General features: G+C 59.9%; 21 protein-coding genes. 14 read left to right on the plus strand and 7 right to left on the minus strand.

Translation table 11 applies throughout. The features are described from left to right. Positions 1-90 precede the first annotated feature (90 nt). From rsmA to VEZ52_RS03480, 5 genes are all read right to left on the minus strand, one after another. On the minus strand, positions 91-912 hold the full coding sequence (gene rsmA / locus VEZ52_RS03460) for a 16S rRNA (adenine(1518)-N(6)/adenine(1519)-N(6))-dimethyltransferase RsmA (protein WP_324835543.1): 822 nt from the start codon (positions 910-912) through the stop codon (positions 91-93). A gap of 6 nt (positions 913-918) precedes the next feature. Then, positions 919-2,958, minus strand: coding sequence for an elongation factor G (gene fusA, locus VEZ52_RS03465; RefSeq protein WP_324835544.1), 2,040 nt, complete (start codon positions 2,956-2,958; stop codon positions 919-921). 191 nt (positions 2,959-3,149) lie between these two features. Next, positions 3,150-4,022, minus strand: a complete 873-nt coding sequence (locus VEZ52_RS03470; protein ID WP_324835545.1) for a hypothetical protein — start codon at positions 4,020-4,022, stop codon at positions 3,150-3,152. A 17-nt stretch (positions 4,023-4,039) separates the two neighbouring features. After that, a complete protein-coding gene (gene argH / locus VEZ52_RS03475; protein ID WP_324835546.1) occupies positions 4,040-5,440 on the minus strand; it encodes an argininosuccinate lyase in 1,401 nt (466 codons plus the stop codon). Positions 5,441-5,658: 218 nt separating this feature from the next. After that, positions 5,659-6,864, minus strand: a complete 1,206-nt coding sequence (locus VEZ52_RS03480; RefSeq protein ID WP_324835547.1) for an argininosuccinate synthase — start codon at positions 6,862-6,864, stop codon at positions 5,659-5,661. Positions 6,865-7,143: 279 nt separating this feature from the next. Here VEZ52_RS03480 and carB point away from each other — a divergent pair, with 279 nt between their 5' ends. The 5 genes from carB (at position 7,144) to VEZ52_RS03505 (ending at position 13,401) form a co-directional block, all read left to right on the plus strand. Next, on the plus strand, positions 7,144-10,386 hold the full coding sequence (gene carB, locus VEZ52_RS03485) for a carbamoyl-phosphate synthase large subunit (protein ID WP_324835548.1): 3,243 nt from the start codon (positions 7,144-7,146) through the stop codon (positions 10,384-10,386). A gap of 3 nt (positions 10,387-10,389) precedes the next feature. Beyond that, positions 10,390-11,520 (plus strand): glutamine-hydrolyzing carbamoyl-phosphate synthase small subunit, encoded by a 1,131-nt coding sequence (gene carA / locus VEZ52_RS03490; protein ID WP_324835549.1) that lies wholly within the window; start codon positions 10,390-10,392, stop codon positions 11,518-11,520. Between the two features lie 250 nt (positions 11,521-11,770). Beyond that, positions 11,771-12,205 (plus strand): hypothetical protein, encoded by a 435-nt coding sequence (locus VEZ52_RS03495; protein WP_324835550.1) that lies wholly within the window; start codon positions 11,771-11,773, stop codon positions 12,203-12,205. 39 nt (positions 12,206-12,244) lie between these two features. After that, entirely contained in the window at positions 12,245-12,484 is a 240-nt protein-coding gene (locus VEZ52_RS03500; protein ID WP_240824491.1) for a glycine zipper domain-containing protein, read from the plus strand. Between the two features lie 104 nt (positions 12,485-12,588). After that, positions 12,589-13,401: a 4Fe-4S binding protein gene (locus VEZ52_RS03505; RefSeq protein WP_324835551.1), complete on the plus strand. Its 813-nt coding sequence runs from the start codon at positions 12,589-12,591 to the stop codon at positions 13,399-13,401. A gap of 202 nt (positions 13,402-13,603) precedes the next feature. Here VEZ52_RS03505 and VEZ52_RS03510 read toward each other — a convergent pair whose 3' ends face one another. Together VEZ52_RS03510 and pyk are read right to left on the minus strand one after the other, a co-directional pair. Continuing rightward, positions 13,604-14,653 carry an HD-GYP domain-containing protein gene (locus tag VEZ52_RS03510; protein ID WP_324835552.1) on the minus strand — a complete coding sequence of 350 codons (1,050 nt, stop codon included), beginning with the start codon at positions 14,651-14,653 and terminating at the stop codon, positions 13,604-13,606. Positions 14,654-14,656: 3 nt separating this feature from the next. Further along, a complete protein-coding gene (gene pyk, locus VEZ52_RS03515; protein WP_324835553.1) occupies positions 14,657-16,075 on the minus strand; it encodes a pyruvate kinase in 1,419 nt (472 codons plus the stop codon). Between the two features lie 382 nt (positions 16,076-16,457). Between pyk and VEZ52_RS03520 the strand changes: the two genes are divergently transcribed. From VEZ52_RS03520 to VEZ52_RS03560, 9 genes are all read left to right on the plus strand, one after another. Further along, positions 16,458-16,904, plus strand: a complete 447-nt coding sequence (locus VEZ52_RS03520; RefSeq protein WP_324835554.1) for a division/cell wall cluster transcriptional repressor MraZ — start codon at positions 16,458-16,460, stop codon at positions 16,902-16,904. Positions 16,905-16,912: 8 nt separating this feature from the next. After that, positions 16,913-17,896, plus strand: a complete 984-nt coding sequence (gene rsmH / locus VEZ52_RS03525; protein ID WP_324835555.1) for a 16S rRNA (cytosine(1402)-N(4))-methyltransferase RsmH — start codon at positions 16,913-16,915, stop codon at positions 17,894-17,896. Then, positions 17,893-18,198 (plus strand): hypothetical protein, encoded by a 306-nt coding sequence (locus tag VEZ52_RS03530; protein WP_022659322.1) that lies wholly within the window; start codon positions 17,893-17,895, stop codon positions 18,196-18,198. The genes rsmH and VEZ52_RS03530 overlap by 4 nt, the downstream gene beginning before the upstream one ends. Before the next feature lie 91 nt (positions 18,199-18,289). After that, positions 18,290-20,431 carry a penicillin-binding transpeptidase domain-containing protein gene (locus VEZ52_RS03535; RefSeq protein WP_324835556.1) on the plus strand — a complete coding sequence of 714 codons (2,142 nt, stop codon included), beginning with the start codon at positions 18,290-18,292 and terminating at the stop codon, positions 20,429-20,431. Between the two features lie 115 nt (positions 20,432-20,546). Continuing rightward, positions 20,547-22,001 (plus strand): UDP-N-acetylmuramoyl-L-alanyl-D-glutamate--2,6-diaminopimelate ligase, encoded by a 1,455-nt coding sequence (locus tag VEZ52_RS03540; protein WP_324835557.1) that lies wholly within the window; start codon positions 20,547-20,549, stop codon positions 21,999-22,001. Further along, positions 21,992-23,440, plus strand: coding sequence for a UDP-N-acetylmuramoyl-tripeptide--D-alanyl-D-alanine ligase (locus tag VEZ52_RS03545; protein ID WP_324835558.1), 1,449 nt, complete (start codon positions 21,992-21,994; stop codon positions 23,438-23,440). Before VEZ52_RS03540 ends, VEZ52_RS03545 begins: the two co-directional genes overlap by 10 nt. Before the next feature lie 151 nt (positions 23,441-23,591). Next, the gene (mraY, locus tag VEZ52_RS03550) at positions 23,592-24,668 is read left to right on the plus strand and encodes a phospho-N-acetylmuramoyl-pentapeptide-transferase (protein WP_324835559.1); all 1,077 of its coding nucleotides are present in this window, start codon (positions 23,592-23,594) and stop codon (positions 24,666-24,668) included. An 11-nt stretch (positions 24,669-24,679) separates the two neighbouring features. Further along, on the plus strand, positions 24,680-25,984 hold the full coding sequence (locus VEZ52_RS03555) for a UDP-N-acetylmuramoyl-L-alanine--D-glutamate ligase (RefSeq protein ID WP_324835560.1): 1,305 nt from the start codon (positions 24,680-24,682) through the stop codon (positions 25,982-25,984). Next, the coding region (locus tag VEZ52_RS03560) for a putative peptidoglycan glycosyltransferase FtsW (protein WP_324835562.1) at positions 25,981-26,859 on the plus strand (879 nt) is incomplete at its 3' end. The genes VEZ52_RS03555 and VEZ52_RS03560, both read left to right, overlap by 4 nt.

Consider the following 26,859-nt stretch of genomic DNA (forward strand, 5'->3'; position numbering starts at 1 on the left):
CCCCGGCTTGAGTTGTTCTGCCAGCAAGCTCAGGCGGCAAAAGCCGCCAAGCGTTACGTTTTAAAAGACAGTGCGTAAACTCAAAACTTTTTATGCATTATTGTCAAGCTGCTCGGCCCAAAAAGCGGCAAGAGCCTGAAAATCTTTGTTGGCAAGGGCTTCAGGCCGCAGGCTCGGGTCGATGCCTGTCTTTTCCAGCGCGGCTTCAAGCCCCGGTTGACCGCTGCGTCTGAAAACGCCGCCAAGCTGTTTGCGGCGTTGCTGAAAGCACACGCGCAGGAGCCGGGACAGAATCTCGGGGTGAGCTGGCCTGCGCTCTGGCGGCAGAGGGTCAAAAGAAAGCACGGCAGAATCCACCTTGGGCGGTGGGTTGAAGGCCCCCGGCCCCACAATAAATTCCATGCGCGGGCGGGCGTAGCTTTGCACCCAGACCGAAAGCGCGCCATAGTGATTGGTGTTGGGCTGGGCAGCCAGCCGCTGGCCCACTTCTTTTTGCACCATGAAGGCCGCGCGCTGCCAGCCCGTTGCGCGCGAAACAATGTCCCATATGAGGGGCGAGGCCACGTTGTAGGGCAGATTGCCTATGATCTTCCACGGTTTTTCGGGCGTGATGCGCCGCCAGTCAAAGCGCAGGGCATCGGTCAGCACCGCCTGGGTGCGACCCTCGCCAAGGCGCTGGCGCTCTGCCGCCCAGTGGCGGTCTTTTTCAAGCAACAGCAGGCGGGCGTGGGGCTGCTCCTCGATGGCGCGGGTGAGCGCGCCGGGGCCGGGGCCGATCTCAAGTACCATATCATCGGGCTTGGGCAGCAGCAGCATGGCAATGCGGCGGCAGATGTCCTCGCGCTTCAAAAAGTGCTGGCCGAGGCTTTTTTTTGCGCGGGGCTGGCCGTGTGTGGATTCTTGGTGCTGCATGGTTCCTCAGGGCAGGTCAAAGCGGTCAAAGGTCATTACCAGCCCGGCGCGGCCCTGTGTGGCCGAGCGCAGGGAGGTGGAAAAGCCGAACAGGCGGCGCAGGGGGGCGGTGCCGCGCAATGTTTTGCGCCCGCCGTGGTCTTCCATGTCCTCAACCTTGCCGCCGCAGGTGGTGAACAAGGTGATGGACGCACCAAGGAAGTCTTCCGGCACGGTGATTTCCACGCGCATCACAGGCTCAAGCACCACAGGAGTTGCCGCCGCCAGCGCCTCGCGCAGGGCTTGCCCGGCGGCCATGCGGCAGCCGGGAACCGTTGTCAGGCCTTCCTGCCTGTCCACCGCCGTGAGGGTCACGGCCACGTCTTCAATGGGGTAGCCTGTCAGATCACCGCATTGCAGGGCATCGCGCACGCCTTCAAGGGCGGCGTCCAGATAGACCCTGGGCAGAATTTTGCGGGCTTCGGCGGCATCCTGCGGTAAAAAGTCGCCCACTTCAACCACGTTGCCAGTGCCTCGGGCGCGCGGCGCAACGCGCAGGGCCGCAGAGCCCTGATGACGCTCCTTGCCCATTTCGCGGTCAAAAATAGCGGTCGCCGCGGCCTCCTTGCGCACGGTTTCGCGCAGCACAACCTGCGGATTGCCCGCGCGGGGGCTGATGCCGTATTCGCGCTGCATGCGCTCCAGCAGAACATCCAGATGCAGCTCGCCCATGCCGGAAACCATGCGAGAGCCGGTGTCATCATCCAGCCGCGCCAGCAGGGTGGGGTCTTCTTCCGTATAGCGTGCCAGCGCTTCGTCCAGAATCTTGCCTTCGTCCGCATTGCGGGGCTCCAGCGCAAGGGTGATGACGGGCGCGTAGGCATCTATGCTTTCCAGCGCAAGCTGCCGCTCGCGGGCGGTATAGGTTTCGCCCGTATGCCCGCGCAGGCCCACCACGACCACGATTTCGCCCGCTTCGGCGCTTTCCGCCTGCTCCCGCCTGTCGGCATGGGGGCGGTAGATGCGGCCCAGACGGTCATCCTTGCCGCTTGCGGTATTGCGCAGGCTTTCACCCTCGTGGATACGGCCCGCGTACATGCGTACAAAGGCCAGCTTGCGGCCGTTTTCCATGAGCACTTTAAAAACCAGCGCCACAGCGGGGGCATCGGGCGTTGCTTCCACAATGATTTCCCGGCCATCGGCATCATGCCCCACCGGGGCCGGAACATCGGCGGGCGAGGGCAGCAGGGCGCACACGGCATCGAGCACGGGCTGCACACCCATGTTGCGCAGGGCCGAGCCGCAGAAAACGGGCGTGAGCGTGCGGGCCAGCGTGGCGCGTCGCAGGGCCGCGTTGATGTCGGCCAGGGTGAAGGTGCCTTCCAGATAAGGTTCCACAAAGGCATCGTCGGCCTCGCCAAGCTTTTCCAGCAGAGTTTCGCGCCAGGGGGCGGCGATGGCGGCTTCTTCTTCCGTAAAGGGCGCGCGGTGCACGGTCTGCCCCTGATCCGCCGGGTCAAAGGTCAGGCTTTGCTCGTTCACAAGGTCAAGCACGGCGCGGAAATCCTCGCCCTGTCCAAGGGGGATGGTCACGGCGACAGCATTGGTTTGCAGGCGCTGGCGCATGGCCTCGAGCACTGCCTCAAAATCCGCGCCCAGCCGGTCTATCTTGTTGATGAAGGCGATCTTGGGAACGTTGAAATCTTCCGACTGCCGCCACACGGTTTCCGACTGCGGTTCAACCCCGCCCACGGCGCAGAACACGCCCACGGCCCCGTCCAGTACGCGCAGGGCGCGCTCCACCTCAATGGTAAAGTCCACATGGCCGGGGGTGTCGATGAGGTTGATGGTATTTTCGCCCCAAAGGCAGGTGGTGCAGGCAGACATGATGGTGATGCCGCGCTCCTGCTCCTCCGGCATGTAGTCCATGGTGGCCGAGCCGTTGTGCACTTCGCCCATGCGGTGGATTTTGCGGCTGTAGAACAGCATGCGCTCGGAAAGCGTGGTCTTGCCCGCGTCGATATGGGCAATAATGCCTATGTTGCGGATATGCTTGATGCTGGGCATGGCTTTGCTCCCAAGGAGAGGTGTTTCTGAATGATTACGGCTTTTTCAGGCTCAGGGCAAGGCTGGCCGCCGCAGCTTCCCCATGCTGTGCGGGGAGGCTGGGCAGCCAGCTTGCAAAGAACCTTTTTGCGAAGAAACAATTAAGAGCGGCTGATGAACTGTGCGCCGCGCAAATGTTGTATAGAGCCGGATTACAGCAGCCCGAACGCCTGCCGCTGCACGCGGAAGAAATCGGGCGTGAGGCCGGGGTGCAGCCAGAAGCCCTCGCAGCCCGGCGTGAGCGCGGGCGCGCCGCTGTAGGGGAATGGCCCAGTGCGGCGCTCGCGGCAATGCCCAAGGGCAGCCACGGGCGCAAGGTAGGTGGCGTCAGGGGTGAGGCGCAAGGAGGTATCGAGCGCTGTTTCCAGAGCCTCGGCCTGCGCAAAGGCCAGCGCTTCAAGGTCAAAGGCTTCGGGCTTGGGCAGGCACAGGATGGGCGAACGCCGCTCCTCGTAGCAGGGAAGTTCCAGCGCCCGCGCTGCCGCGCCCACGCCGTCCAGCTCTCCCCTGTGCAGCAGCACAAGTCGTCCCGGCCCTGGCTGGGTTTCTTCCAGCAGGGTGCAGAGGCCTGCGTTGTCCATAACAAAGATGTCTTCCACGCCTGCCAGCTCCAGCGTGACCAGAGCATTCCTGCTGGGCGCGCCGCCCACGCACACGGCCCCCACCAGGGGCACGCCGCCAAGCAGGGCGGGCATGCAGGCAGCGGCAAGGCGGGCCGCAGCTGCGTATGCTGGCGTAAAGGCAATGACCGCCCATGGCGCTGGGTGCGCGATGGAGCGCCGCCAGAAGCCCAGATGCGCGTTGCGCACCTCGTTACGCTGGCTGGTGGTGGACTCGCCAAAGTGCATGTGGGCCAGAGCCAGCCCTGTTTTGACTGCGGCGCGCAGGGGAGCAGGCGTGGCCTCATAGGCCGCTGCGGCGAGGTCATCGTCCAGCCGCGCGTCTTCCGCCCACTGGGGCCAGCTCACGGCTGAGGGGGCTTCCGCCCCCATTTCCTGCCGGTTTTCGATATCAAAAATGGACATGGCGTTCGGCTCCGTGCTCAGTTTTCCTCGCCCAAATTCTGGCCAAGCCATTCGTGTATTTGTTCAAGCTGTGTTTCCACAGAGCGGGGCCCGGTGCCGCCGGGGGTTTCGCGGCGGCTTACGGCTGCGGCATATTCCAGAATGGCAAAAACCGTATCGTCAATGCGCGGCTCAAGGCTCTGGAGCTCGCCAAGGCTGAGGTCTTCAAGGCCTTTGCCAGCCTTTTCGGCCATTGCCACGGCCTGACCTGTGATGTGATGGGCCTCGCGGAAGGGAATGCCCTTGCCCACGAGGTAGTCCGCCAGTTCGGTTGCGTTGAGGAAGCCAGCCTTGCAGGCCTCGCGCATACGGTCGGTGCGGAAGGTCAGTTCTTCCAGCATGCCCGCCATGAGGCGCAGCGATGCTTCAACGGTGCGGTCGGCGTCAAGGAAACCTTCCTTGTCTTCCTGCATGTCGCGGTTGTAGGCCAGGGGCAGGCCCTTCATGACCGTGAGCAGGCCCGTCAGCGCACCGTAGACGCGCCCGGTCTTGCCGCGCATGAGTTCGGCCACGTCGGGGTTTTTCTTTTGCGGCATGATGGACGAGCCAGTGGAATAGCCGTCAGAAAGGCGCACAAAACCAAAGGCGGGGTTGGCCCAGAGGATGATTTCTTCGCACAGGCGCGAGAGGTGCATCATGATGGCCGATCCGTCAAAAAGTGCTTCAAGCACGAAATCCCGGTCAGAAACGGCGTCCATGGAGTTGCCGTAAATTTCTGCAAAACCCACTTCGTCCGCCACGCTCTGCGGGTCGAGAGGGTAGGTGGTTCCGGCCAGAGCCGCTGCGCCAAGGGGCGAAATGCGCACGCGCTCAAGGGTATCTTCCAGGCGCATTGCATCGCGGCGGAACATCCAGGCATAGGCCAGCAGGTGGTGGGCAAGGCTTACGGGCTGGGCCGGTTGCAGATGGGTGCAGCCGGGCAGGATATCCGTCTTGTGCTCCGCGGCCTTGTCGGCCAGCACGGAGCACAGCAGGGCCGCGCGCTGCCGCCAGGTTTCGAGGCGGTCGGCCACAAAGAGGCGGAAGGTCAGGCCCACCTGATCGTTGCGGCTGCGGCCCGTGTGCAGCTTTTTGCCCACATCGCCCACAAGCTCGGTCAGGCGCGCTTCTATATTCATGTGCACGTCTTCCAGCTCGGGCTTCCATACAAAGTTGCCAGCTTCGATTTCTTCGCGCACACGGTCCAGACCGTTGACCAGAATCCGCGCCTCGCTCTGGCTGATGACGCCCTGACGTCCCAGCATGCGGGCGTGCGCCTGTGACGCGCGGATATCCTGGGCGTAGAGCGCCCTGTCGTAGGATTGCGAATCCGTATACTGGGCCACGGCTTCCTTGGGGCCTTCGGCAAAGCGGCCGCCCCAACTCTGGTTGGTCTTCATGGTCTGTCCGTTTTCTGTAAAAAATGAATCGGGGGAAGCCGCGTTGCTCGTGGCGAACGCCGCTTCCCCCGGAACCTGTCCCGTCAAATCTCTGCAAAACATGCGGCAATGCCGCCAATGGCCGAGCCCGGGATGGCGCAGGCTCCGGGGAAAGCGCCCGATATTCTACACCCCCGCATGCAGCCTTGAGAACAGGGCGGCATGCGGGGCGTTTCAGTCTACTTGCCGAGCTTGCTCTGCACAGCGGCGTGCAGGCGCAGGCGCAGGCTGTTGAGGCGGATAAAGCCAGCGGCATCCTTGTGATCGTAGTTGCCGCCTTCAAAGGTGGCCAGATCTTCGGAGAAGAGCGAGTTGGGGGAGGTGCGGGCCAGGGGCCACACGCCGCCCTTGTAGAGCTTGGCGCGCACGGTGCCGGTGACGCACTCCTGCGACTTGTCCATAAAGGCCTGCATGGTTTCGCGTTCGGGCGAATACCAGAAGCCGTTGTACACGCACTGCGAGTAGCGCACGGCCAGCATGTCGCGGATGCCGAGCAGTTCGCGATCCATGCAGATGCCTTCAAGGTCGCGGTGCAGGGCGTACAGCAGGGTGCCAGCGGGGTTTTCGTACACGCCGCGGCACTTCATGCCCACAAAGCGGTTTTCGACCATGTCGTCGCGGCCAATGCCGTTACGTCCGGCCATTTCGCTGAGGGTCTTGATGATGGAGGCGGGGGAGAGGCGCTGGCCGTTGACGGCCACAGGGTTGCCCTGCTCGAAATCCACGCTGATGATCTCGGGGGTGTCGGGCGCTTCTTCCACGGGCACGCAACGCTGATGGCACGAGGCGTCGGGCGCGCTGCCGGGATTTTCCAGCTCGCTGCCTTCAAAGCTTGTGTGCATCATGTTGGCGTCCATGCTGTAGCGCTTGGCTTCGCTGGAGATATGGATGCCGTGCTTTTCGGCAAAGGCCGTGAGGGCCGTGCGCGACATGAGGTCCCATTCGCGCCAGGGGGCGATGACCTTGAGGTCGGGCGCAAGGGCGCTGACGGCAAATTCAAAACGCACCTGATCGTTGCCCTTGCCGGTAGCGCCGTGGGCCACGGCGTCCGCGCCTTCCTTGCGGGCGATGTCCACAAGGGCCTTGGCGATGAGCGGGCGGGCGATGGAGGTGCCCAGCAGATAGCGGTTTTCGTAGCGGGCAGCGCCGCGCATCATGGGGAATACAAAGTCCTTGGCCATTTCTTCGCGCAGATCAAGCACGTATGCCTTGGAAGCGCCGGTCTTGAGCGCTTTTTCTTCCACGCCCGTAAGGTCTTCGGGCTGGCCCAGATCGGCGGTAACGGCAATGACCTCGCACTTGTAGGTCTCAATGAGCCATTTAAGGATAACGGAAGTATCAAGCCCGCCCGAATAGGCGAGGACGACTTTTTTTACATTCTGCATGTGGTGCTCCCCTTGTGGATTCAAGGGAAAAATTATTGCGCAAAAAAAACTGCGAGGCAAGGGCTTTGTGTCTCCGGCATGCCGCCCGGGCAGGGTAAAACCCTCTGATTCAGGCTTGGCGGGCGCGCGGCGGCACCCCTGCAAGGGTGTGTATTCATTTGGCGGAAGGAAAAACTTGACTTTTATACCAGCTGTGGAATAAAAACAATCGTTTTATGCAAATCGGCGCGCCTGTGCCGCGTCATTACCTCTGATCTCCAAAATCCGCAGGAAAGTTCAATGCCCAAGCGTTCGGATTTACACAAAATTCTTGTCATCGGCGCGGGCCCTATCATCATCGGCCAGGGCTGCGAGTTTGACTACTCCGGTTCCCAGGCCGTGAAGGCCCTCAAGGAAGAAGGGTACGAGGTGGTGCTGGTCAATTCCAATCCGGCTACCATCATGACCGATCCGCATATGGCTGACGCCACCTATGTGGAACCCATCGAGCAGGAGACCCTTGCCGCAATCATCCGAAAAGAACGCCCCGATGCGCTCTTGCCTACGCTTGGCGGTCAGACGGCTTTGAACGCCGCTCTTGGGCTTGCCAAGAGCGGCGTTTTGGCGGAATGCGGCGTTGAGCTCATCGGCGCGCGCGCCGATGTGATTGAAAAGGCAGAAAGCCGCGAGCTTTTCCGCGAAGCCATGGAAAAGATCGGCCTCAAAATGCCCGCCAGCGGCATTGCCCGCACCATTGAAGAAGCGCGCCAGCTCGGCAACGTGCTGCCCTTCCCGCTGATCATTCGCCCGGCCTTTACGCTTGGCGGCACCGGCGGCGGCGTGGCCTACAACATGGAAGACCTGGAAGCCATTGCCGCCAGCGGTCTTTCGGCCAGCCCCACCTCTGAAGTCATGATCGAGCAGAGCGTGCTTGGCTGGAAAGAAATCGAAATGGAAGTGATGCGTGACGCCAAGGACAACTGCGTCATCATCTGCGCCATTGAAAACTTTGATCCCATGGGTGTGCACACGGGCGATTCCATCACCGTGGCCCCGGTGCAGACCCTCTCCGACGCCGAGTACCAGAACCTGCGCGACGCCTCCATTGCCATCATGCGCGAAATCGGCGTGGAAACGGGCGGCAGTAACGTGCAGTTCGGCCTCAATCCGGCAAACGGCGAGATTGTGGTTATCGAAATGAACCCCCGCGTGTCGCGGTCGTCCGCGCTGGCCTCCAAGGCCACGGGCTTTCCCATTGCCAAAATCGCCGCCAAGCTGGCCGTGGGCTACACCCTTGACGAACTGCGCAACGACATCACCCGCGAGACCGTGGCGAGCTTTGAGCCCGCCATCGACTACTGCGTGGTGAAGATCCCGCGCTTCACCTTTGAAAAGTTCCCCGGCGCCAAGGACGAACTCACCACCTCCATGAAGAGCGTGGGCGAAGCCATGAGCATTGGGCGCACATTCAAGGAAGCCTTGCAGAAGGGCCTGCGCTCCATGGAAATCGGCGCAACGGGCCTTGGCTACAGCTTCCGCTCCGAGCTGCCCGACCGCGAAACCATTCTGGAATCCTTGCACCGCCCCAACTCCAAGCGCATTTTTTCGCTGCGGCAGGCCATTGTGGCCGGCATCAGCGAAGAAGAAATCTTTGCGGTTTCCGCCATTGATCCCTGGTTCATCCGCCAGGTGCGCGACATTGTGGAGATGGAAAAGCGCATCAGCAACTTTGGCCTTGCCAACGACATGACCACTGCCAACGCCGCTCTTGCCGACATGTTGCGCGAAGCCAAGGAATACGGCTTCTCCGACCGCCAGCTGGCGGAAATGTGGAAGATGCCCGAGGCCGACATCCGCCGCATGCGCAAGGAAATGCGCGTGGAACCCACCTACTATCTGGTGGATACCTGCGCTGCGGAATTTGAGGCCTACACCCCCTATTTCTACTCCACCTACGAACGGGGCGAAGAAATCAAGGTGGAAGACCGCCGCAAGGTGCTCATTCTTGGCGGCGGCCCCAACCGCATCGGCCAGGGCATCGAGTTTGACTACTGCTGCTGCCACGCTTCCTTCGCCCTGCGCGATGCGGGCGTGATGGCCATTATGGCGAACTCCAACCCCGAAACCGTTTCCACAGACTACGACACCTCGGACAGGCTCTATTTTGAGCCGCTGACCTTCGAGGACGTGATGAACATTGTGGAAAAGGAAAAGCCCGAGGGCGTCATCGTGCAGTTTGGCGGCCAGACCCCGCTGAACCTTGCCGTGCCGCTCATGCGCGCTGGCGTGCCCATTCTTGGCACCAGCCCGGACGCCATTGACCGCGCCGAAGACCGCGAGCGCTTCCAGGCGCTCATTGAAAAGCTTGAGTTGCTCCAGCCGCCGAACGGTACGGCCATGAGCCTTGAAGACGCTCTTGAAGTGGCCGAGCGCATCACCTATCCAGTGGTTGTGCGGCCAAGCTACGTGCTCGGCGGCCGCGCCATGGCCGTGGTGTACGACGCCGCCGAACTGAAAGATTACTTCCATGTCCAGGTGCCGCAAAAGCCGGAACACCCCATCCTCATCGACAAGTTCCTCGAACATGCGGTGGAAGTGGACGTGGACGCGCTTTCTGACGGCAAGGAAGTGTACGTGGCGGGCATCATGGAGCACATCGAGGAAGCCGGCATCCACTCCGGCGACTCGGCCTGCGTGCTGCCCTCGTATTCGCTTTCTTACGACCACGTGGCCCGCATTGCGGTGCAGGCCGAGGCCCTTGCCCGCGAACTCAAGGTCGTGGGCCTGATGAACATCCAGTTTGCCATCAAGGGCGATGATATCTATATACTGGAAGTAAACCCGCGCGCTTCGCGCACCGCGCCCTTTGTGTCCAAGGCCACGGGCGTTCCCCTGCCGTACCTGGCAACCCAGGTCATGCTGGGCAAAACGCTTGAGGAACTGGACCCCTGGAGCATGCGCAAGGGCGGATTCACCTGCGTCAAGGAAGCTGTGCTGCCTTTCCAGCGCTTCCCCGGCGTGGACGTGATTCTCGGACCCGAAATGCACTCCACCGGCGAAGTCATGGGCATGGGCTCCAACTTCGGCGAGGCCTTCCTCAAGAGCCAGCTGGGCGCTGGTCAGGTGCTGCCGCAGGGGGGCAAGCTCTTCCTGTCGGTCAACGACCGCGACAAGCCCTATCTGCCCGAAGTGGCGGATATGTTTGCCAAGCTTGGCTTCCACCTGCTGGCTACGCGCGGCACGGCTGCCGTGCTGCGTGAGCACGGGCTTGAAGTGGAAGAGGTGCTCAAGGTTTACGAAGGGCGGCCCAACATTGTGGATCTGCTCATCAATCATGAGGTGGCTCTGGTCATCAACACGGCTTCGGGCAAGCATACGGCCAGGGATTCCAAGGCCATTCGCCACGCGGCCCTGACATACAAGGTTCCTTACTGCACCACCATCGCCGCAGCGCGCGCCACGGCCACGGCCATTGGTTCGCGGCGGGCAGAGACCCATGTGGAAAGTTTGCAGGAATACTACGCGCGGGAAGCGCGGGGGTAAGTTATGAAAGCATTGCTGGTGCTGGAAGACGGATTCACGTTGGAAGGCAAATCCTTTACCGGAGACTTTGAAACCGGCGGTGAAGTGATTTTCACCACGGGCATGACTGGCTATCAGGAAGTGCTCACCGACCCCTCCTACTACGGGCAGATGGTCTGCATGACCTATCCGCTGGTGGGCAACTACGGCATTTCCGAGGCTGACATGGAATCGGCCCGCGTGCATTGCAGCGCCTTTCTGGTGAAGGAATGCTGCAAGCAGCCCTCCAACTGGCAGTCTGTCATGGCATTGCCCGCCTTTTTGCAGAAGTTCGATACGCCTGGCATGGAAGGGCTGGATACCCGCGCCCTGACGCGCCACCTGCGCATCAACGGGGCCATGCGCGGCATGATTTCCACCAGGGAGCTGAACCCAGCTGCCCTCAAGGAAAAAGTGCTTGCCCAGCCCACCATGAAGGGCCGTAACCTCGTGCCCTTTGTGGCAGCGCAGGAACCCTATGCATGGTTTGACAACCAGCCGCAAAAGGTCGCTCTCGGCGCCGATGGCGCCTACGCATGGCGCGGCACGGGCCTGCCCCTGCTTGTGTATGATTTTGGCATCAAGTGGAACATCCTGCGCCGCCTGTGCGAGGCCGGTTTTGAGCCTCTGGCGGTGCCGCCGAACTTCAGCGCCGCGCAGGCCAAGGCCAGCGGAGCCAAGGGCGTGTTCCTTTCCAATGGCCCCGGCGACCCGGCGACCCTGACTGCCGAAATCGCTCTGGTGCGCGAACTTGTGGGTTCGTTCCCTGTCACGGGCATCTGCCTTGGGCATCAGCTTATCGGTCACGCCCTTGGCGGCACCACCGACAAGCTCAAGTTCGGCCACCACGGCTGCAACCACCCGGTCAAGGATCTGACCACGGGACGCATCGAGATTTCGTCGCAGAACCACGGTTTCCATGTGGTGCTGGACGGTGTGAGCGATGTGGAAGCCACCCATATCAACCTGAACGACAATACGCTTGAAGGCCTGCGTCACAAGACTCTGCCTGTCATGAGCGTGCAGTACCACCCCGAAGCGGCGGCTGGCCCCCGCGATGGGCAGTACCTTTTTGGCCGCTTTCGCCAGCTCATAGGCGAGGCCGCTGGAGCGTAGGGCAGATTGCCCTGCCAGCAAGGCATATAAAATACAAAGGCGCACCGTGCGCCATCGCGAATGAAAACCCGGCTGTTTGCACAAGACAGCCGGGTTTTTCGTACTTGATATCTCGGTGGTGTTTTGGGTAAACTGCAAGACAAGCTAAGGGCCATGTCCCGATAATTCTTGCCGCTGGTGTATTCCGCCCATGCGGCTGGCTGCCGCACATGCGGTATTGCAAAGGGTTCTTCAACTCAAGGAGCATATCGTGAAAAAGTCGGTTTTGTGTCTGGCCTTGAGCCTTGCACTTGTTCTGGCATTCGCTCCGGTTCGCGCTGCCGAAAATACGCCCGAGGCCGAAAATTCCAAGGCGAACCCTGTGGATCAGTTTACGGGTGCCACGTGGCAAAAAACTCCCGAAGCTGAAAAACTCGCCTTTCTTTTCGGTGTGGAAACAGCGATCACCGTTGAGTATTTTGTAAACGGAAAAATCGCGGAAAAAGCGGCCAAGGAAGGCAAGCGCCCGGTGTACACGCTTTCACCCTTTGAAAAGGGCTGGATGAAGGCCTTCAAAGGTGTGAACCGCGCGGAAGTCGCCAAGATGGTGGACGCGTGGTATACGGCAAATCCGCAGCAGCTTGACCGCCCTGTCATGAGCGTGATCTGGCGCGAAATCATTGAACCCCGCCTGAACGCCAAGTAACAGCAAAATCCGCTACGCGGTTTTTTCAGGAGAGAAAATATGAAAAACTTGTTGATAATCACGTTGCTGGCCGCCTTGTTTGTCAGCGGCATTGGTTGCACCAATATGAGCAAGACCCAGCAGGGTGTTGCCAGTGGCGCGGCCCTTGGCGCCCTTGGCGGCGCAGGCGTTGCCGCCATTGCCGGTGGATCAGCTGCCTGGGGCGCTCTGGCGGGCGCGGGCGTGGGCGCTCTGGCTGGCGGCATAGTCGGGCACGAGCAGAGCAAGAAAGCCTGGTAAGGCCTGTTTGCTTAATTGCGTTTGCGGCCTTGCGCCGCAAGAAAATGCACTCTTCAGGCGGGCTGTATCAACGGCCCGCTTTTTCATGAACAAAGGATGATGTCATGACCCCAAGGCTTCACACGGTCTTTTTCAGCCCAACTGGCAGCAGCCGCAGCATGGCGCAAGAAACTGCCCGTGTTCTGGAGCAGGAACTGACGCAGAATATGGCACTGGCGCGCGGCAATGACTGGGATTGGACGTTTCCTGAAGGGCGGGCGGCAGCCCACACGCTTGGGGCGGAGGATGTGCTGGTTTTTGCCTTTCCGGTCTATGCCGGGCGTATTCCCCAATTGCTCATGGAGCCGCTGGCAAGGTTGGCAGGGCAGGGCGCGCGAGCGGTTCTGCTTGCTGTGTATGGCAACAGGCACTATGACGATGCCCTGCTGGAAGCGGTTGATCTGTTTGCAGCCAACGGGTTTTCCGTACCTGCGGCAGGGGCCTTTGTGGCAGAGCACAGCATGACGGCAAAGGTCGGGGCAGGCAGGCCTGATGCAGAAGATATGGCCGCCATTGCGGATTTTGCCCGCAGGGCAGCCAGAATTATTGCCAGTGAAAAAAGAGCAACGGTGGCTGTGCCCGGCAACCGCCCTTACAAGGCGCTGCCGCCAGCGGCGGATATTCGGCCTCAGACCCTTGATTCATGTACGCAGTGCGGCTTGTGCGCCAGCGTGTGCCCAGTGCGCGTGATTGATGCCGACAATGCCGCACAGGTGGCGCAGGGCTGTTTGCGCTGTTGCGCCTGCGTAAAAATCTGCCCGGAACAGGCAAAGTTTTTTGACAATCCACAGGTGGACAAAATTGTTGCCATGCTTGAAAGCAACTGCCGTGAACGGCGTGAACCAGAGGTGTTTTTTGCCGCAGAGGGCAGAATGTAAGCAGGCCTGCCCGAGCCGGGTCTGGTGACTGCCCGCCGCGCAAGCGGGCGTGTGGGCTCACATGAAAAGCCGGTTCAGAACGCATGGTTCTGAACCGGCTTTTCATGTATCTGCTGGCAGCAGAACAAACTCCCGCAGGGCGTTTGACCTGCTGCCCAAATGAATTTTACTTGTTCTTTTGCTGGCCTGCGCCAGGATTTGTCTATTCCGGCTGCGGCGTATCCACCACTGCGTCCATGTCGACCATTTGCCCGATGGTGCCAGCGGCAAAACCACCGAACAGCGCGTTGGCCATTTCCTGATCATAGCGCGGGTCGTTGGCAAGTTCCTTGGCAGACTGCACAATATCCTTGCCCTTTCTGAAAGGCCGGTCGCAAATCATGGCGGCAAAAGAGTCGGCCACCGCTGCAAGGCGTCCAACCTTGGTAGTCTGACTGCCCTTGGTGTGCTGGGGATAGCCCGAACCGTCAAGCCGTTCGTGATGCTCAAAGCAGGCGCGCAGCAGTTCGTCAAAAGACACTTCCATCTTTTGCATCAACCGGACGCCCACAATGGGATGGGGAATGATTTTTTCCCTTTCTTCCTGCTTCAGAGGGCCAGCCTTGCTGAGCAGGAAAGGGGGAACCTTGCACATGCCCACATCGTGCAGCAGCATGGCAACTGCAATGCGATCCATGTCTTTGCGGCGGTATTCAGCAGCGCCCTGCAACCATATCCACAGGCCCACAATCATGCTGTTGATGGAATGCCGTGCAAGGTTGTTTTTGCGAAACAGACGGCGCATGAATGTGTTGATGTGATGCTTGTCGCTCCACAGGTATTCAGTAACAACCATAACATCGCGGTACAGCGGTTCAAAGAGCGCCTTGACGGGCTGCTCAAAAAAGTCGCTGCAACGCATAAGCAGGGCGCGGATGCAGATATCTGCGATCTCCGCTTCCTTGAGGTTGTTGTCCTGCAACACAAGGTCAAGCTGCTTGACGATATGGCGCGAGTAAATGGGGTGGTCGGAGCGCGAAACAAAAAGGTCGCCCTCCGCGCACAACTGCGCAACTTCGTCCACCTGATCGCTGGTCAGGCGGCTCCCCTTGACGCAATAGGGGGCCAGCACCGCGATGTCTTCACGAAACCTGAACAGATCTACCGGAGGCCGGAACTTGGGAAAGCTCGACAGGATTTCGCCGCTGATCTGATAATATTCCTCGTTGATGTTCATGGGAACATCAAGAACTTTCCTTTGCTCTGCGGCCATGAGCTACTTCCAGTAAATTTTGACAAGGTTTGTACCACGGGGCGTGGCGGAAGACCCCTTGACCTGACCGGCGGTAATAACCGCGCAGTCGTCAGGTTCAAAATCAGGGCTGTTATGGATAAAGCTCTCGGCCCGGATAAGGTGGCTTGGTTCTTCCTGCGGATTTTCCACAAAAACCGGCCTCACGCCCCAAACAAAGTTGAGCGCCTTGATGGAAACCGGGTCAGGCGTGAGCGCATAGATGCTTTGCGGGGGGCGGCGGGCAGAGACCTGCCGGGCCGAACTGCCCGAAAGACTGTGCGACACAATGGCCTTGGCCGAAGCCTTGTCTGCCAGCAGGCAGGCGGAGTAGGCCAGAAATTCAGGTATGCCCTTGTCGCTGTCCGGCTCTTCAAGCTTGCGGTTGAGCAGCAGCAGGCGTTCGGCTTCGTCCGTGATGCGGCGCATGTAGCGCACCGTTTCAACGGGGAAGTTGCCCATGGCGGTTTCTTCCGAAAGCATCACGCAGTCCGCGCCGTCAAGCACGGCATTGGCCACGTCTGTGGTCTCCGCGCGGGTAGGGGCAGGGCTGTTGACCATGGAGAGCAGCATCTGCGTGGCAACAATAACCGGCTTGGAGGCCTTGTTGCATGCGCTGATGATGTGCTTTTGCAGCGCGGGCAGAAGAGGCAGGGGGCATTCCACGCCAAGGTCGCCGCGAGCCACCATGACGACGTCTGTCTCGTGCAGAATTTCTGCAAGGTTGTCCACGGCGCTCTGCCGTTCAAGCTTGACGACCACGGGCAGGTTTTTGCCGGCAGCGGCGATAAGCTCCTTGGCTTCGCGCACGTCGTCCGCAGTCTGCACGTAGGAGATTGCCACTGCGTCCACGCCAAGCTTGAGGCCGTCCGCAAGGTCTTTTTTGTCTTTTTCCGTCAGGGCGCGCACCTTGGTGGCCTTGCCGGGCAGGGCCAGACCCTTGCGCGAGGTGACGATGCCGGAGTTGTCCGCCTTAAGCATCACGAGGCCGTCCGAGCGGCACTCAGTAACCACAAACTGAAGCCCGCCGTCAGCCAGCACCATGCGGTCGCCGGGCTCGAGGCTTTCGAGGATCACATCGTGGTCAAAGGGCAGATAGGGGAAATCGTCCACATGGCGGTCGCTGGGGCCGAGCAGCAGCTCCATGCCCTTGGTGACGGTTATGCTGGTTTCGGGCAGCACGCCAAGGCGGATTTTGGGGCCGGAAAGATCCTGCATGATGGTGATGGGCCGCCCAATGGCGGCTTCAACCTCACGGATGCTCTGGATGATGGTAACAAAGTCCGCCGCGCCGCCATGCGAAAAATTAAGACGAAATACACTGACTCCGGCCTCGGCCAGTTCGTGCAGTTTTTCTTTGCTGTTGGAAGCGGGACCGATAGTAGCGACAATTTTCGTTCTCATATCTGTTCCTTTTGGCTGAAACCGGTGGCGCAAGGGCGCAAAAATACAAAATTTACAGTTCCGGCTTGATCCAAATAGTCTTGGTTTTCCCGCATATTGTCAAGGCATTCGGCGCAAAAGCATTGAAACCGCGCCCATGTTGTCCGCCTGGTGGTTTTTTGCTTCTGGCGGCAACGATGGGCGTTATTTTTTGCCGTGCATTCCCTGAGGGTTGGCAGTGGTAACTTGCCACGTTTTACCACTGCAAAAACGGGCGCAAACTGGAAGGCTGATCGCCAGATAATTCGCAGATAAAGCCAATTTTGCGACATTGCTTGACACAGGGTAGGGCTTGGGGCATAAGTGGGAAAAAGTGGTAACAAGTAGTAAGAAGTGGGAAAAAGTGAAAAAACTGTTCACAAAAAGCCTTTCCCGCAGCCTAGACCCCAAGGGGCGACTCATGCTGCCGCCGGAATACCGCGAAGGACTCAGCGCGGACGGCGGCTCTGGGACGTTTTGGCTTACTGCTTTTTACGGACGCCTGGTGGCCTATCTGCCCGCCGACTGGGACATGGTTACAGAACAGCTCGGCAGTATCCCCATGCCCTCGCCAAGGCTTTCGCACTTCAAAACAAAGGTTATGGGCCTTGCCCAGGAACTTGAACCCGATGCCCAGGGGCGGGTGCGTATTCCGCAGGTGTTGATGCGCGAGGCTGGTTTGCACAAGGATGCAATGCTCGTGGGCATGCTGAACAAATTTGAAATCTGGGATCAGGAACGCTTCAACGCCCTCCAGCTTGAGGATGTGTCCGACGAGCTTTCCGGGCTTGGCATAACTCTCAGTCTATAGGCCGCACCATGACGGAAATTTTGGATAACATCGCAGAACCAGTACGGCACGTGTCGGTGCTTCCGGCGGAAACGCTGGAGGCGCTTTCGCCCCGCGCCGGGGGTCGTTACCTGGACGGCACCCTTGGTATGGGCGGCCATGCCTCGGCAGTGCTCGGCGCCGCCAGCGACATTGAGCTGTGCGGCCTTGACCGGGACGAAGACGCCATGGTTCTGGCACGTCAGCGGCTGGCCCCCTTTGGCAACCGCGCTCACATTTTTCATTGCAATTACAGCAATTTTCCCGATGCGCTGGCAGAACTGGGCTGGAACAAGGTGGACGGGGCGCTGCTGGATATCGGCGTGTCTTCGCTTCAGCTTGACGAAGCCGAACGCGGTTTCAGCTTTCACGGCGATGGCCCGCTCGATATGCGCATGGATCAGAATTCCGGCCAGCCATCGGCCTGGCACTGGGTCAACCGCGAGAGTTTTGCAAAGCTCAAGGAATGCATTGCCATGCTGGGCGAAGAACCACAGGCCGGGCGCATTGCCCGCGTAATTGTGGAATCGCGCCAGAAGGCCAGCATAGACACCACCGCAGAACTGGCGGCCCTGGTGGAGAAGGCCTATCCCGCCGCATGGCGGGCCAAGGCCCGGCGGCATCCGGCCACGCGTACCTTTCAGGCATTGCGTATGGCCGTCAACGACGAGCTGGGCGAACTGCGGCGGTTTCTTGACAATATCCTGGCATATCTGCCCATCGGCGGCAGGCTCGCCATCATAACGTTTCACTCGCTTGAAGACCGCATGGTCAAGCAGGCCATGCGTCATTGGGCAGAAGGCTGCCGCTGCCCGCGCCATGTGCCTGTATGCGTGTGCCATCATCAGCCCGAAGTGCGCATTCTGTTCAAAAAGCCCGTGACCGCCACGCCCGAAGAGCTGGCCGTCAACCCTCGCTCCAGCAGCGCCAAGCTGCGCGCTGTGGAAAAAATAGCCGAGGCCACCGGATCATGAAGCGCAATACAACCATGAACCAGCAACATGGGGGCAGGGGATGGCTTCTGGCGCTGGTTCTGGGGCTTCTGAGCTGCATGGTCATGGGGCTTGTGCTCGTGTGGAGCAACATTGAGCGCATGGACACAACCTATTTCATCAATATTCAGCAAAATACTGTTCGCGAACGGCGCGCCCTGAGGGCCAAGCTTGAAGTTGAGCGCGAACGGCTGCTTTCTCCCTATGAACTGCGGCGCAAGGCAGATGAGTTCGGTATGCGCGAACCCAAGCCCGGCCAGATTCGACGTATGGAACTACAGTAAAAACTCCGGAACGCTCCAATGCCTGACCAGTTAATGCTCAGGCCCGGAAAAAGCCCGGCGTCATCACGGCGACGCCCAGTTTGGAAACGCCATGTTCAAACTCAGCTCTCGCAAACGCAATGTGTCCAGCGCAGGCCCTGCCCGCGTCACCAAGCCGCAGACCACCCGCAACCTTGTCTCTTCGGACAAGGGCACGGGTTCTCCGGCCTGGATGGGCAACGTGGACTGGGGCCGCGCCCGCATCAAGATAGTTGTATGCATCTTCTGCTTGCTGTGGGTCGGGCTGTGGGGGCGCGCATGGTACCTCCAGATGATGGAGGGGCCGCGTCTTGCAGAGCGCGCGCGTCGGCAGCATACGGCAACGGAGCTGGTTACCGGGCGTCGCGGCATGATCTTTGACCGCAACGGTCAGGTGCTGGCCCGCAGTGTGGAAGCAAAATCCATTTACGCCCGCCCGCAGGACATCACCGATTTTCAGGCCATGGCCAACACCCTTGGCCCCATTCTGGGCATGGAGCCGCAGAAGCTTTATGACGACCTGGCGCAAACCAAGCGCCGTTTTGTCTGGCTGAAGCGCAAGGTGGATGACTATACCGCCGAGGCCGTGCGCAAGGCCAACATTACCGGCATAGGCCTGAGCAAGGAATATGACCGCGTTTATCCCTTCAAGCACATGGCGGGGCAGCTTTTGGGCTTTGTGGGCCTTGACGACAAGGGCCTTGAAGGCATCGAGCGCTCGCTCGATGCGCGCCTTGGCTGCATTCCCACGCGCCAGATTGTGCAGCGCGATGCCATGGGCCGCCGTTTTTATCTGCACGAAGAAGGGCAGAGCGAACCTGTGGGGCAGGATCTGACCCTCACCATCGATATGCAGATCCAGTTTTTTGTTGAAGAAGCCGTGGCCCGTACCGTGCGGGAATATGATGCCCGCTGGGGCGGGGCGCTGGTGGTGGATGTGGCATCGGGCGAAATCATGGCCTGGGCGCAGTACCCTTTCTTCAATCCCAACAACTACAAGGATTTCTCGCCGATTGTTTACCGCAACAGGCTGGCTGCCGATGCTCTGGAACCGGGTTCCACATTCAAGCCCTTTGTGATGGCTGCCGCCATTCAGGAGCGTAAGGTTACGCCCAACACCCTTATCGACTGCGAAGGCGGCAAGTGGGTGACCAAAAACTTCACCATCCGCGATACTTCGCGGCAGGGAATATTGCCCGCTGCAAAGGTGCTGCGCTATTCGTCCAACATCGGCATGGCCAAAATCGGCCTGTCCATGGGCGCGCCGACCTTCTACAAGTATATGCATGCGTTGGGCTTTGGACAGCGCACCGGCGTACCTGTGTCTGAAAGCCGGGGCATTCTGCGCGCCCCGCGCGACTGGAGCGAAGTGGACATCATGTCCACCTCGTTCGGACAAAGTATTTCAGTGACGGGTCTCCAGATGGCGCAGGGCTACCTGACCCTCCTCAACAACGGCGTGTACAAGCCCTTGCGCCTCACGCGCGAAGACGGCGTGGTGGATGAGGTGCGCCCCCGCATTTATTCTGAAACCGCCGTGCGCGAAGTCATGCACATGATGCGCGATGTAGTTGAGGAACCGGACGGTACAGGCAAGCGCGCCCGTGTGGACGGCATTGACGTGGGCGGCAAGACCGGTACGGCCCAGAAGGCCGACCACAGGTCGGGCACCTACGGCAGCAAGCGCCTCGCTTCGTTCGTGGGCTTTTTCCCGGCAGATAAGCCCAAGTATTTTGTGATGGTCATGGTCGATGAACCTTCGCGCAACCAGTACGGCGGCGTGGTGGCTGCGCCCGTGTTCAAGGAAGTTGCCTCCCGCATGGTGTCGTACACGGGCATGTTTAACGAAACCAAGGTGGCGGAAGCGGATAAAAAAGCCTCCGAGGGTGAAGGCCCGGCCACCAAGACCCGTCAGCGCGGCCTCAAGCTTGCAGCGCTGGAAGTTCCCTATGCCACCGACACCAGAAAGCTGGCCCCGCCGCAACAGGCCGAAGGCATGCGTTTGCCGGGGCATCTGGCCAAGGCCAGCAGCAGGGTGCCGGACGTAATGGGCAAATCTGTGCGCAATGCGGTTGAGCTGTTTGCTCGCGCGGGCGTTGTGCCTGAACTCAAAGGATCCGGCAGCAGGGTGGTCAAGCAGACCCCTGCCCCCGGAGTGGCCTGGCCCGAAGAAGGCAAGGACATCGAATATATTCTCTGGCTTTCCGAACGGTAAGAACGGCAGGTTGCTTCCGGCTGGCGCACGCATGGCGCGCGGGGTTGCGGGTTGAATTGCGCGCGCCGCCGGGACTAAATTGGGGCATTTGCCCCGGTTATGCAGTGAGGTTGATATGGAACGGGAATTTGCAGCCCTTCTTGAACAGTGCAGACGCGGCGGTATTGAAGTGCGCGTCGATTCTCGTCAGGTCAATTCCGGCGATATCTTTGTTGCCGTGCCTGGCGTTAACGAGGACGGGGCGCGTTTTATTCCCGCCGCAGTATCCGCAGGGGCTTCCATTGTCGTTTGCCGCCCCGGTGGAGCGGAAGAAGCCGCAGCACTTGCTGGCGGCTGCCGCGTTGTGCACCATTCCGATCCGCGCGAGGCGCTCTGGCGTCTGGCGGAGGCCCGCTGGCGCACCAGCGAACTGCCGCTCAAGATCGTGGGCGTCACAGGCACCAACGGCAAAACCACCTGCTCCTATCTGCTCGAACAGCTCTTTGCGCAGGCCGGGCACAAGCTTGGCGTCATGGGCACTGTCAGTTACCGTTGGCCCGGTCATGCGGAAGCCGCGCCCCTCACCACGCCCGATGCCCTGAGCGTGCACGCCATGCTGGCCGCCATGGCCAAGGCGGGCGTGGATGTGGCGGTGATGGAAGTGTCCTCCCATGCCATTGACCAGCAGCGCGTCTGCGGTGTGCCGTTTTCCGGCGCAGCCTTTACCAATCTGACGCAGGATCATCTGGATTATCACAAGAGCATGGAAAGCTACTTCCAGGTCAAGGCCCGCCTGTTCCTGGAACTGCCCCGGCCCGACAAAGCCATGGCTGTCAACGCCGACGACCCATGGGGCCGCCGCCTGCTGGAACTATGCCCCACGGCCCTTTCCTTTGGTTTGCAGAAAGGCGCGCTGAACAAGCGTCACCTCTGGGGTGAACTGCTTTCTGCCGGAACGGACGGCTGCCATATGCGCATGCATCTCGAAGGCAGCAAGTGGGAACTTCGCTCGCCTCTGGTGGGCGCGTTCAACGCCTCAAACCTGCTGGCCGTGCAGGCCGTTGCCCTTGAAATGGGCATTGAGCCGGACGCCTTCAAATCTCTTGAAAGTTTTACGGGCGTGAGCGGGCGGCTTGAACGTGTGGAAAATCCCCAAGGATTAAATGTATTTGTAGACTATGCCCACACGCCGGACGCGCTGGAAAACGTTTTGCAGGCCCTGCGGGGGGCTGGATTCAAACGCGTTGTTACTGTATTTGGCTGCGGCGGTAATCGCGACCGCACCAAACGTCCCCTCATGGGCGAGGCTGTTGCCCGCTGGTCTGACGTGGCAGTGCTGACCTCCGATAACCCGCGTTTTGAAGAGCCGGAGGCTATTTTGCAGGATGTTCTGCCCGGTTTGAAATCCGCCCGCGAAGTTGTGGTCGAGGTTGACCGCCGCGCAGCTACCATCAAGGCGCTGAAAATGCTCGGCAAGGACGATGCATTGCTTATTGCAGGCAAAGGGCATGAGGATTATCAGATCATCCAGGGTGTCAAACACCACTATAGCGACCAGGAAGTAGTTAGGGAGTTTCTTCATTGCGACTGACCTACAATGAAATAGCGGCCCGTCTGGGCCTGAGCGCCCTTGAGAGCGACATTGCGCTGACCGCCACAGTGACGGACAGCCGCGAGGCCGCGACCGGGGCTCTCTTTGTCTGCATACCCGGCAGCAGGGTGGACGGGCACGACTTTGTGCCTGCCGCCGTGGAGCTTGGGGCTTCTGCCGTGCTGGCCTCCCGGGCGCTGCCCGATGCAGGTGTGCCCGTGCTGGTTGTGGAAGATACGGTCAAGGCTCTTGGCAGCATAGCCGCCATGTGGCGCGACAAAACAACCGCCAGGGTCGTGGGCGTTACCGGCACTGCGGGCAAGACAACGCTCAAGGAAGTGCTGGCCCAGGTGCTCTCCGTGCGCGGCAAAACCGCCAAAAACGCCCTGAACAACAACAACCAGATCGGCATGCCCCGCGCCATGCTCGCCACTGACGGCGATGAAGATTTCTGGGTCATGGAGGCTGGCATCAGCCATGAGGGCGACATGGAAGAACTGTCGTCCGTCATGCGCCCTGACATTGGCCTTATACTTAACGTCGGCGCAGGCCATACCGAAGGCCTTGGCAGCAAGGGCGTGGCCTGGCACAAATCGCGCCTGCTCACCAACCTTGCCCCCAAGGGCATCGGCCTTGTGTGCGCGGATTATCCCGAACTTGTGCGCGAGGCCAGAGCCACTGGCGCGGAACTGCATTTTTTCAGCGCCACGGGCAGAGCCGTGGAATACCGCGCCTCTTACGCAGGGCCAGCACCCGCACAGGCCGACAGCCGTGATGATGCCGCAACCGGCATTGACGCGCCGGACGACAGGCGCGGTCTGTACCACCTCTGGCTTGACGGCGCGCGTTGCGATGTGACCGCTCCTTTCAGGGGAGAGTACGGCGCGGAAAATGTTATAGCTGTTGCCGCCGCCGCCCATCTGCTGGGCTTGAGCACTGCGGAAATCGCGCAGGGGCTGGCTCAGAGCGAGCTGCCTGTGCAGCGCTTCAACCAGACGCGCGTAGGCAAGTGGCTGCTTATTGACGATACCTACAATGCCAACCCGCTTTCCATGCGTCGCATGCTTGATGCAGCGGCAGAGCGCGCCGCTGGCAGACTTTTTGTGCCAGTGCTTGGCGAAATGCTCGAGCTTGGGGCGCAGGCTGCGGCAGAGCACGAAGCCCTCGGCAAACACCTGGCTGAACTTAAACCATCGGCAGTATTCTGGAAAGGCGGCCACGGTGAAAATATCCGCGCCGGGCTGACCTGTGGGGGCTATACAGGGCCGTGGTTCGAGGTGTATGACGCTGCGGCCTTTGCTGCTGCATGGGCCCAATTGACGGCCAGTGCGTTTGCCGAAAACAAGACCGGCGGCGTGGCCCTCTTCAAGGGATCACGCGGCAACAGGCTGGAATGCCTGCTCCAGACTCTCACAGGGCCGGAGGCCGTGCGGGGCTGAGGCAATGATCAATAACGCCGCCTGCTGGAGCGTTGCATACTTGAAACAGGCCTTGGTGGGTTTCCCCGCTTCAAGCCGCTGGTTCATGGTTTGACTGCTTTAAGGAACGGGCATAACGGTCGCACACGACCAAAAGAACGGATTACGCTGCATGTTCTATAATCTCTTTGTCCCCCTTACGTCCGAATGGACGGTATTCAACGTTTTTCGGTACATCAGCTTCCGCTCGTTGGCCGCGCTCATTACTGCTCTTGTGCTTTCAATTCTCATTGGCCCCCGTTTTATCGGCTGGCTCCGCAGCCTCAAATGCGGTCAGTATATTCACGAAGACGTTGCCGCCCACGCCTGCAAGGCCGGTACCCCCACCATGGGCGGTCTGCTCATGCTGTTTACGCTCACTGTCAGCCTGCTGTTGTGGTCTGATTTGACAAATCCTTATATCTGGCAGGCTTTTCTTGTTTTTGCAGGTTTCGGAGCCGTTGGCTTCTGGGACGACATCACCAAGTTGCGTCACCACAAAAACAAGGGGATTTCGGGCAGGTCCAAAATGGCTGGGCAACTGGTCGTTGCCTGCGCAGCAATGGTGCTGCTCTACATTAACCCCGATTACAGCAGCAAACTGACCATACCCTTTCTGAAAGAAGTTACCTTTGATCTGGGCTGGTTTTATCTGCCCTTTGGCGTGTTTGTCATGGTGGCTTCCTCCAACGCCGTCAATCTGACGGACGGTCTGGACGGCCTTGCAATCGGGCCTTCCATTGTGGCTTGCCTCGTTTTTTCCATTTTCATCTATATCACGGGCAACGCCCGCTTTGCCGGATACCTGCTGCTGCCCTACATGCCCGGCGTGGGCGAGGTCACAGTGTTCTGCGCGGCGCTTGTGGGCGCGGGCCTTGGCTTTTTGTGGTTCAACGCCTATCCGGCCCAGGTATTCATGGGCGATGTGGGTTCGCTTTCGCTTGGCGGCGTGCTGGGCTATCTGGCCCTGCTGTGCAAGCAGGAACTTGTTCTTTCAGTGGTGGGCGGCCTTTTTGTGGCCGAAACGCTTTCAGTCATTCTTCAGGTCGGTTACTTTCGTTGGACCGGCGGCAAGCGTATTTTCCGCATGGCTCCCTTGCACCATCATTTTGAGCTCAAAGGCGTGCCTGAATCTAAGATCATCATCCGGTTCTGGATAACTTCCATCCTGTTGGGCCTTGTGGCGCTTTCTGTCCTGAAGTTGCGCTGAGGAGAAAGGATATGGCACTGGAGAAAAATCGCGGCAGACGTATTGAACCCGGCGAACTGGCAGTTGTTGTGGGCGCGGGCCGTTCTGGCCTTGCCGCTGCAAGGCTGCTGCGGCGCGCCGGGGCGAGGGTTCGGCTACTGGACAGCAACCTCAAGGCGCTGGCCGGAAGGGAAGTGCTCGCCGCTGAACTTGCGGCTCTTGGCATTGACGTGCAGCTTGGCGAGCATTCTGCCGCGCAGTTTGCAGGCGCGGCCTTTGTGGTGCCCAGCCCCGGCATGCCTGTAGTCAGGCTTGCAGGGCTGGTGGACACGCAGGTATCTGAAATTCTGGCTGAAATGGAACTGGCCTGGCGCTACCTTGATGACGAGCCAGTGCTGGCCATAACAGGCACCAGCGGCAAAACCACCACGGCCTCTCTGGCTGCCGCCATGCTGTACGAGCAGGGCTATGCCGTGTTTTTGGGCGGCAACATCGGGACGCCGCTTTCAGAGTATGTTCTTGGCGGCAAAAAAGCCGATGTGCTTGTGCTTGAGATTTCCAGCTTCCAGTTGCAGGCCTGCACCACGTTTTGTCCGCGCGCGGGCATCCTGCTCAACATCACGCCCAACCATCTTGATTACCATAAGGACATGGCGGAATACACCGAGGCCAAGTTCCGCCTCTTCCGCTGTCAGGACGAAGGCGATCTGGCCGTGCTGGGCGAAGATCTGCAAGCGCTGGCTGACGCCCACCGCCTCAAGGCGCGCAAGGTTTTTGTAAAGGCCACTGACCGCTTTCCCACAAGCTGCCTTATGGGCGCGCACAACCGCATTAATGAAGAAGCCGCATGGCAGGCCTGCCGCCTTTTTGGCGTGACGGAAGCCAGCGCGACCAAGGCCGTTGAGCGCTTTCAGCCTTTGCCCCACCGTCTTGAGCGTGTGCGCGAGCTTGGCGGCGTGCTGTACGTCAATGATTCCAAATGCACTACGGTTTCCGCCCTTCAGGTGGCGCTGGAGGCCTTTGACCGTCCTGTGCGGCTGCTCTGCGGCGGCAAGTTCAAGGGCGGCGATCTGGCCGGGCTTGCTGATCTGCTGCGCGCCAAAGTGCAGGAAGTTGTGCTTTTTGGAGCCAGCCGCGAGCATTTTGAAAAGGCCTGGCAGGGGATTGTGCCCATAAGCTGGCACGAGACAATGGAGCCTGCTGTGCGCTTTGCCTCGGCGAATGCCAAGAGCGGCGATGTGGTGTTGCTTGCGCCCGCCACCTCCAGCTATGACCTGTACAAAAATTATGAACAGCGCGGTGAAGACTTCAAACAGATCGTGGGTAAGCTGTCATGAAGAACCTCTTCAGCGGTAAGGAAAAAGCGCCCAAGGTAAACAGCGCCATGGCGAGAGCCACGGAAGAAGGGCCGTTTGCACCATTTGACTGGTGGCTTTTCACCATCATGTTGATTATCCTTTCCATTGGTCTTGTGATGGTGCTTTCAGCCAGCGGCATCGTGGCGGAGCAGGTCAACGGCGACAAATACTTTTTCTTCAAGCGTCAGGTCATTTTTGCCCTTGGCGGCGGCGTTGCGTTGTGGAGCGCAGCCCTCCTGCCAAGGCACTGGCTGTACCGCATGCAGTATCCTGCGCTCTTTCTTGCGCTGCTCCTGCTGCTGGTGACGCTCTCTCCCCTTACCCCTGCCATCAACGGTGCAAAGCGCTGGATTCCGCTGGGTTTTATCTCCATTCAGCCCATGGAATTCGTCAAAATTGCGCTGGCGCTGTACCTTGCGTACTTCATGAGTTCCAAACAGGAACTTATCAAGACGTTCAGCCGGGGCGTCATTCCTCCCTTTGCCGTTACGGGGCTGTTCTGCTTTTTGCTGCTCTTGCAGCCTGACTTCGGCAGCGCCGTCGTTCTGGCAAGTATTCTGTTTTTCATGTGCGTGGCGGGCGGCACCCGTTTTGTCTATCTGTTTTTTTCGGTGGCGCTCGCATGCGGCGGCGCTATGGCGCTGGCCATTTCTTCGCCTTATCGTCTGCGCCGTCTGCTGGCCTTTCTTGATCCTTTTCAGGATGCGCACAACACGGGCTACCAGCTTGTGCAGTCGCTGCTTGCCATTGGTTCGGGCAGCTTCTTTGGCGTAGGCGTTGGCGCAAGCAAGCAGAAGATGTTTTATCTGCCTGAAGCGCACAACGACTTTATCATGGCCGTGCTTGCCGAAGAA

Origin of the sequence: Desulfovibrio sp. (assembly GCF_035644575.1) — a bacterium.
GTDB lineage: Bacteria > Desulfobacterota > Desulfovibrionia > Desulfovibrionales > Desulfovibrionaceae > Desulfovibrio.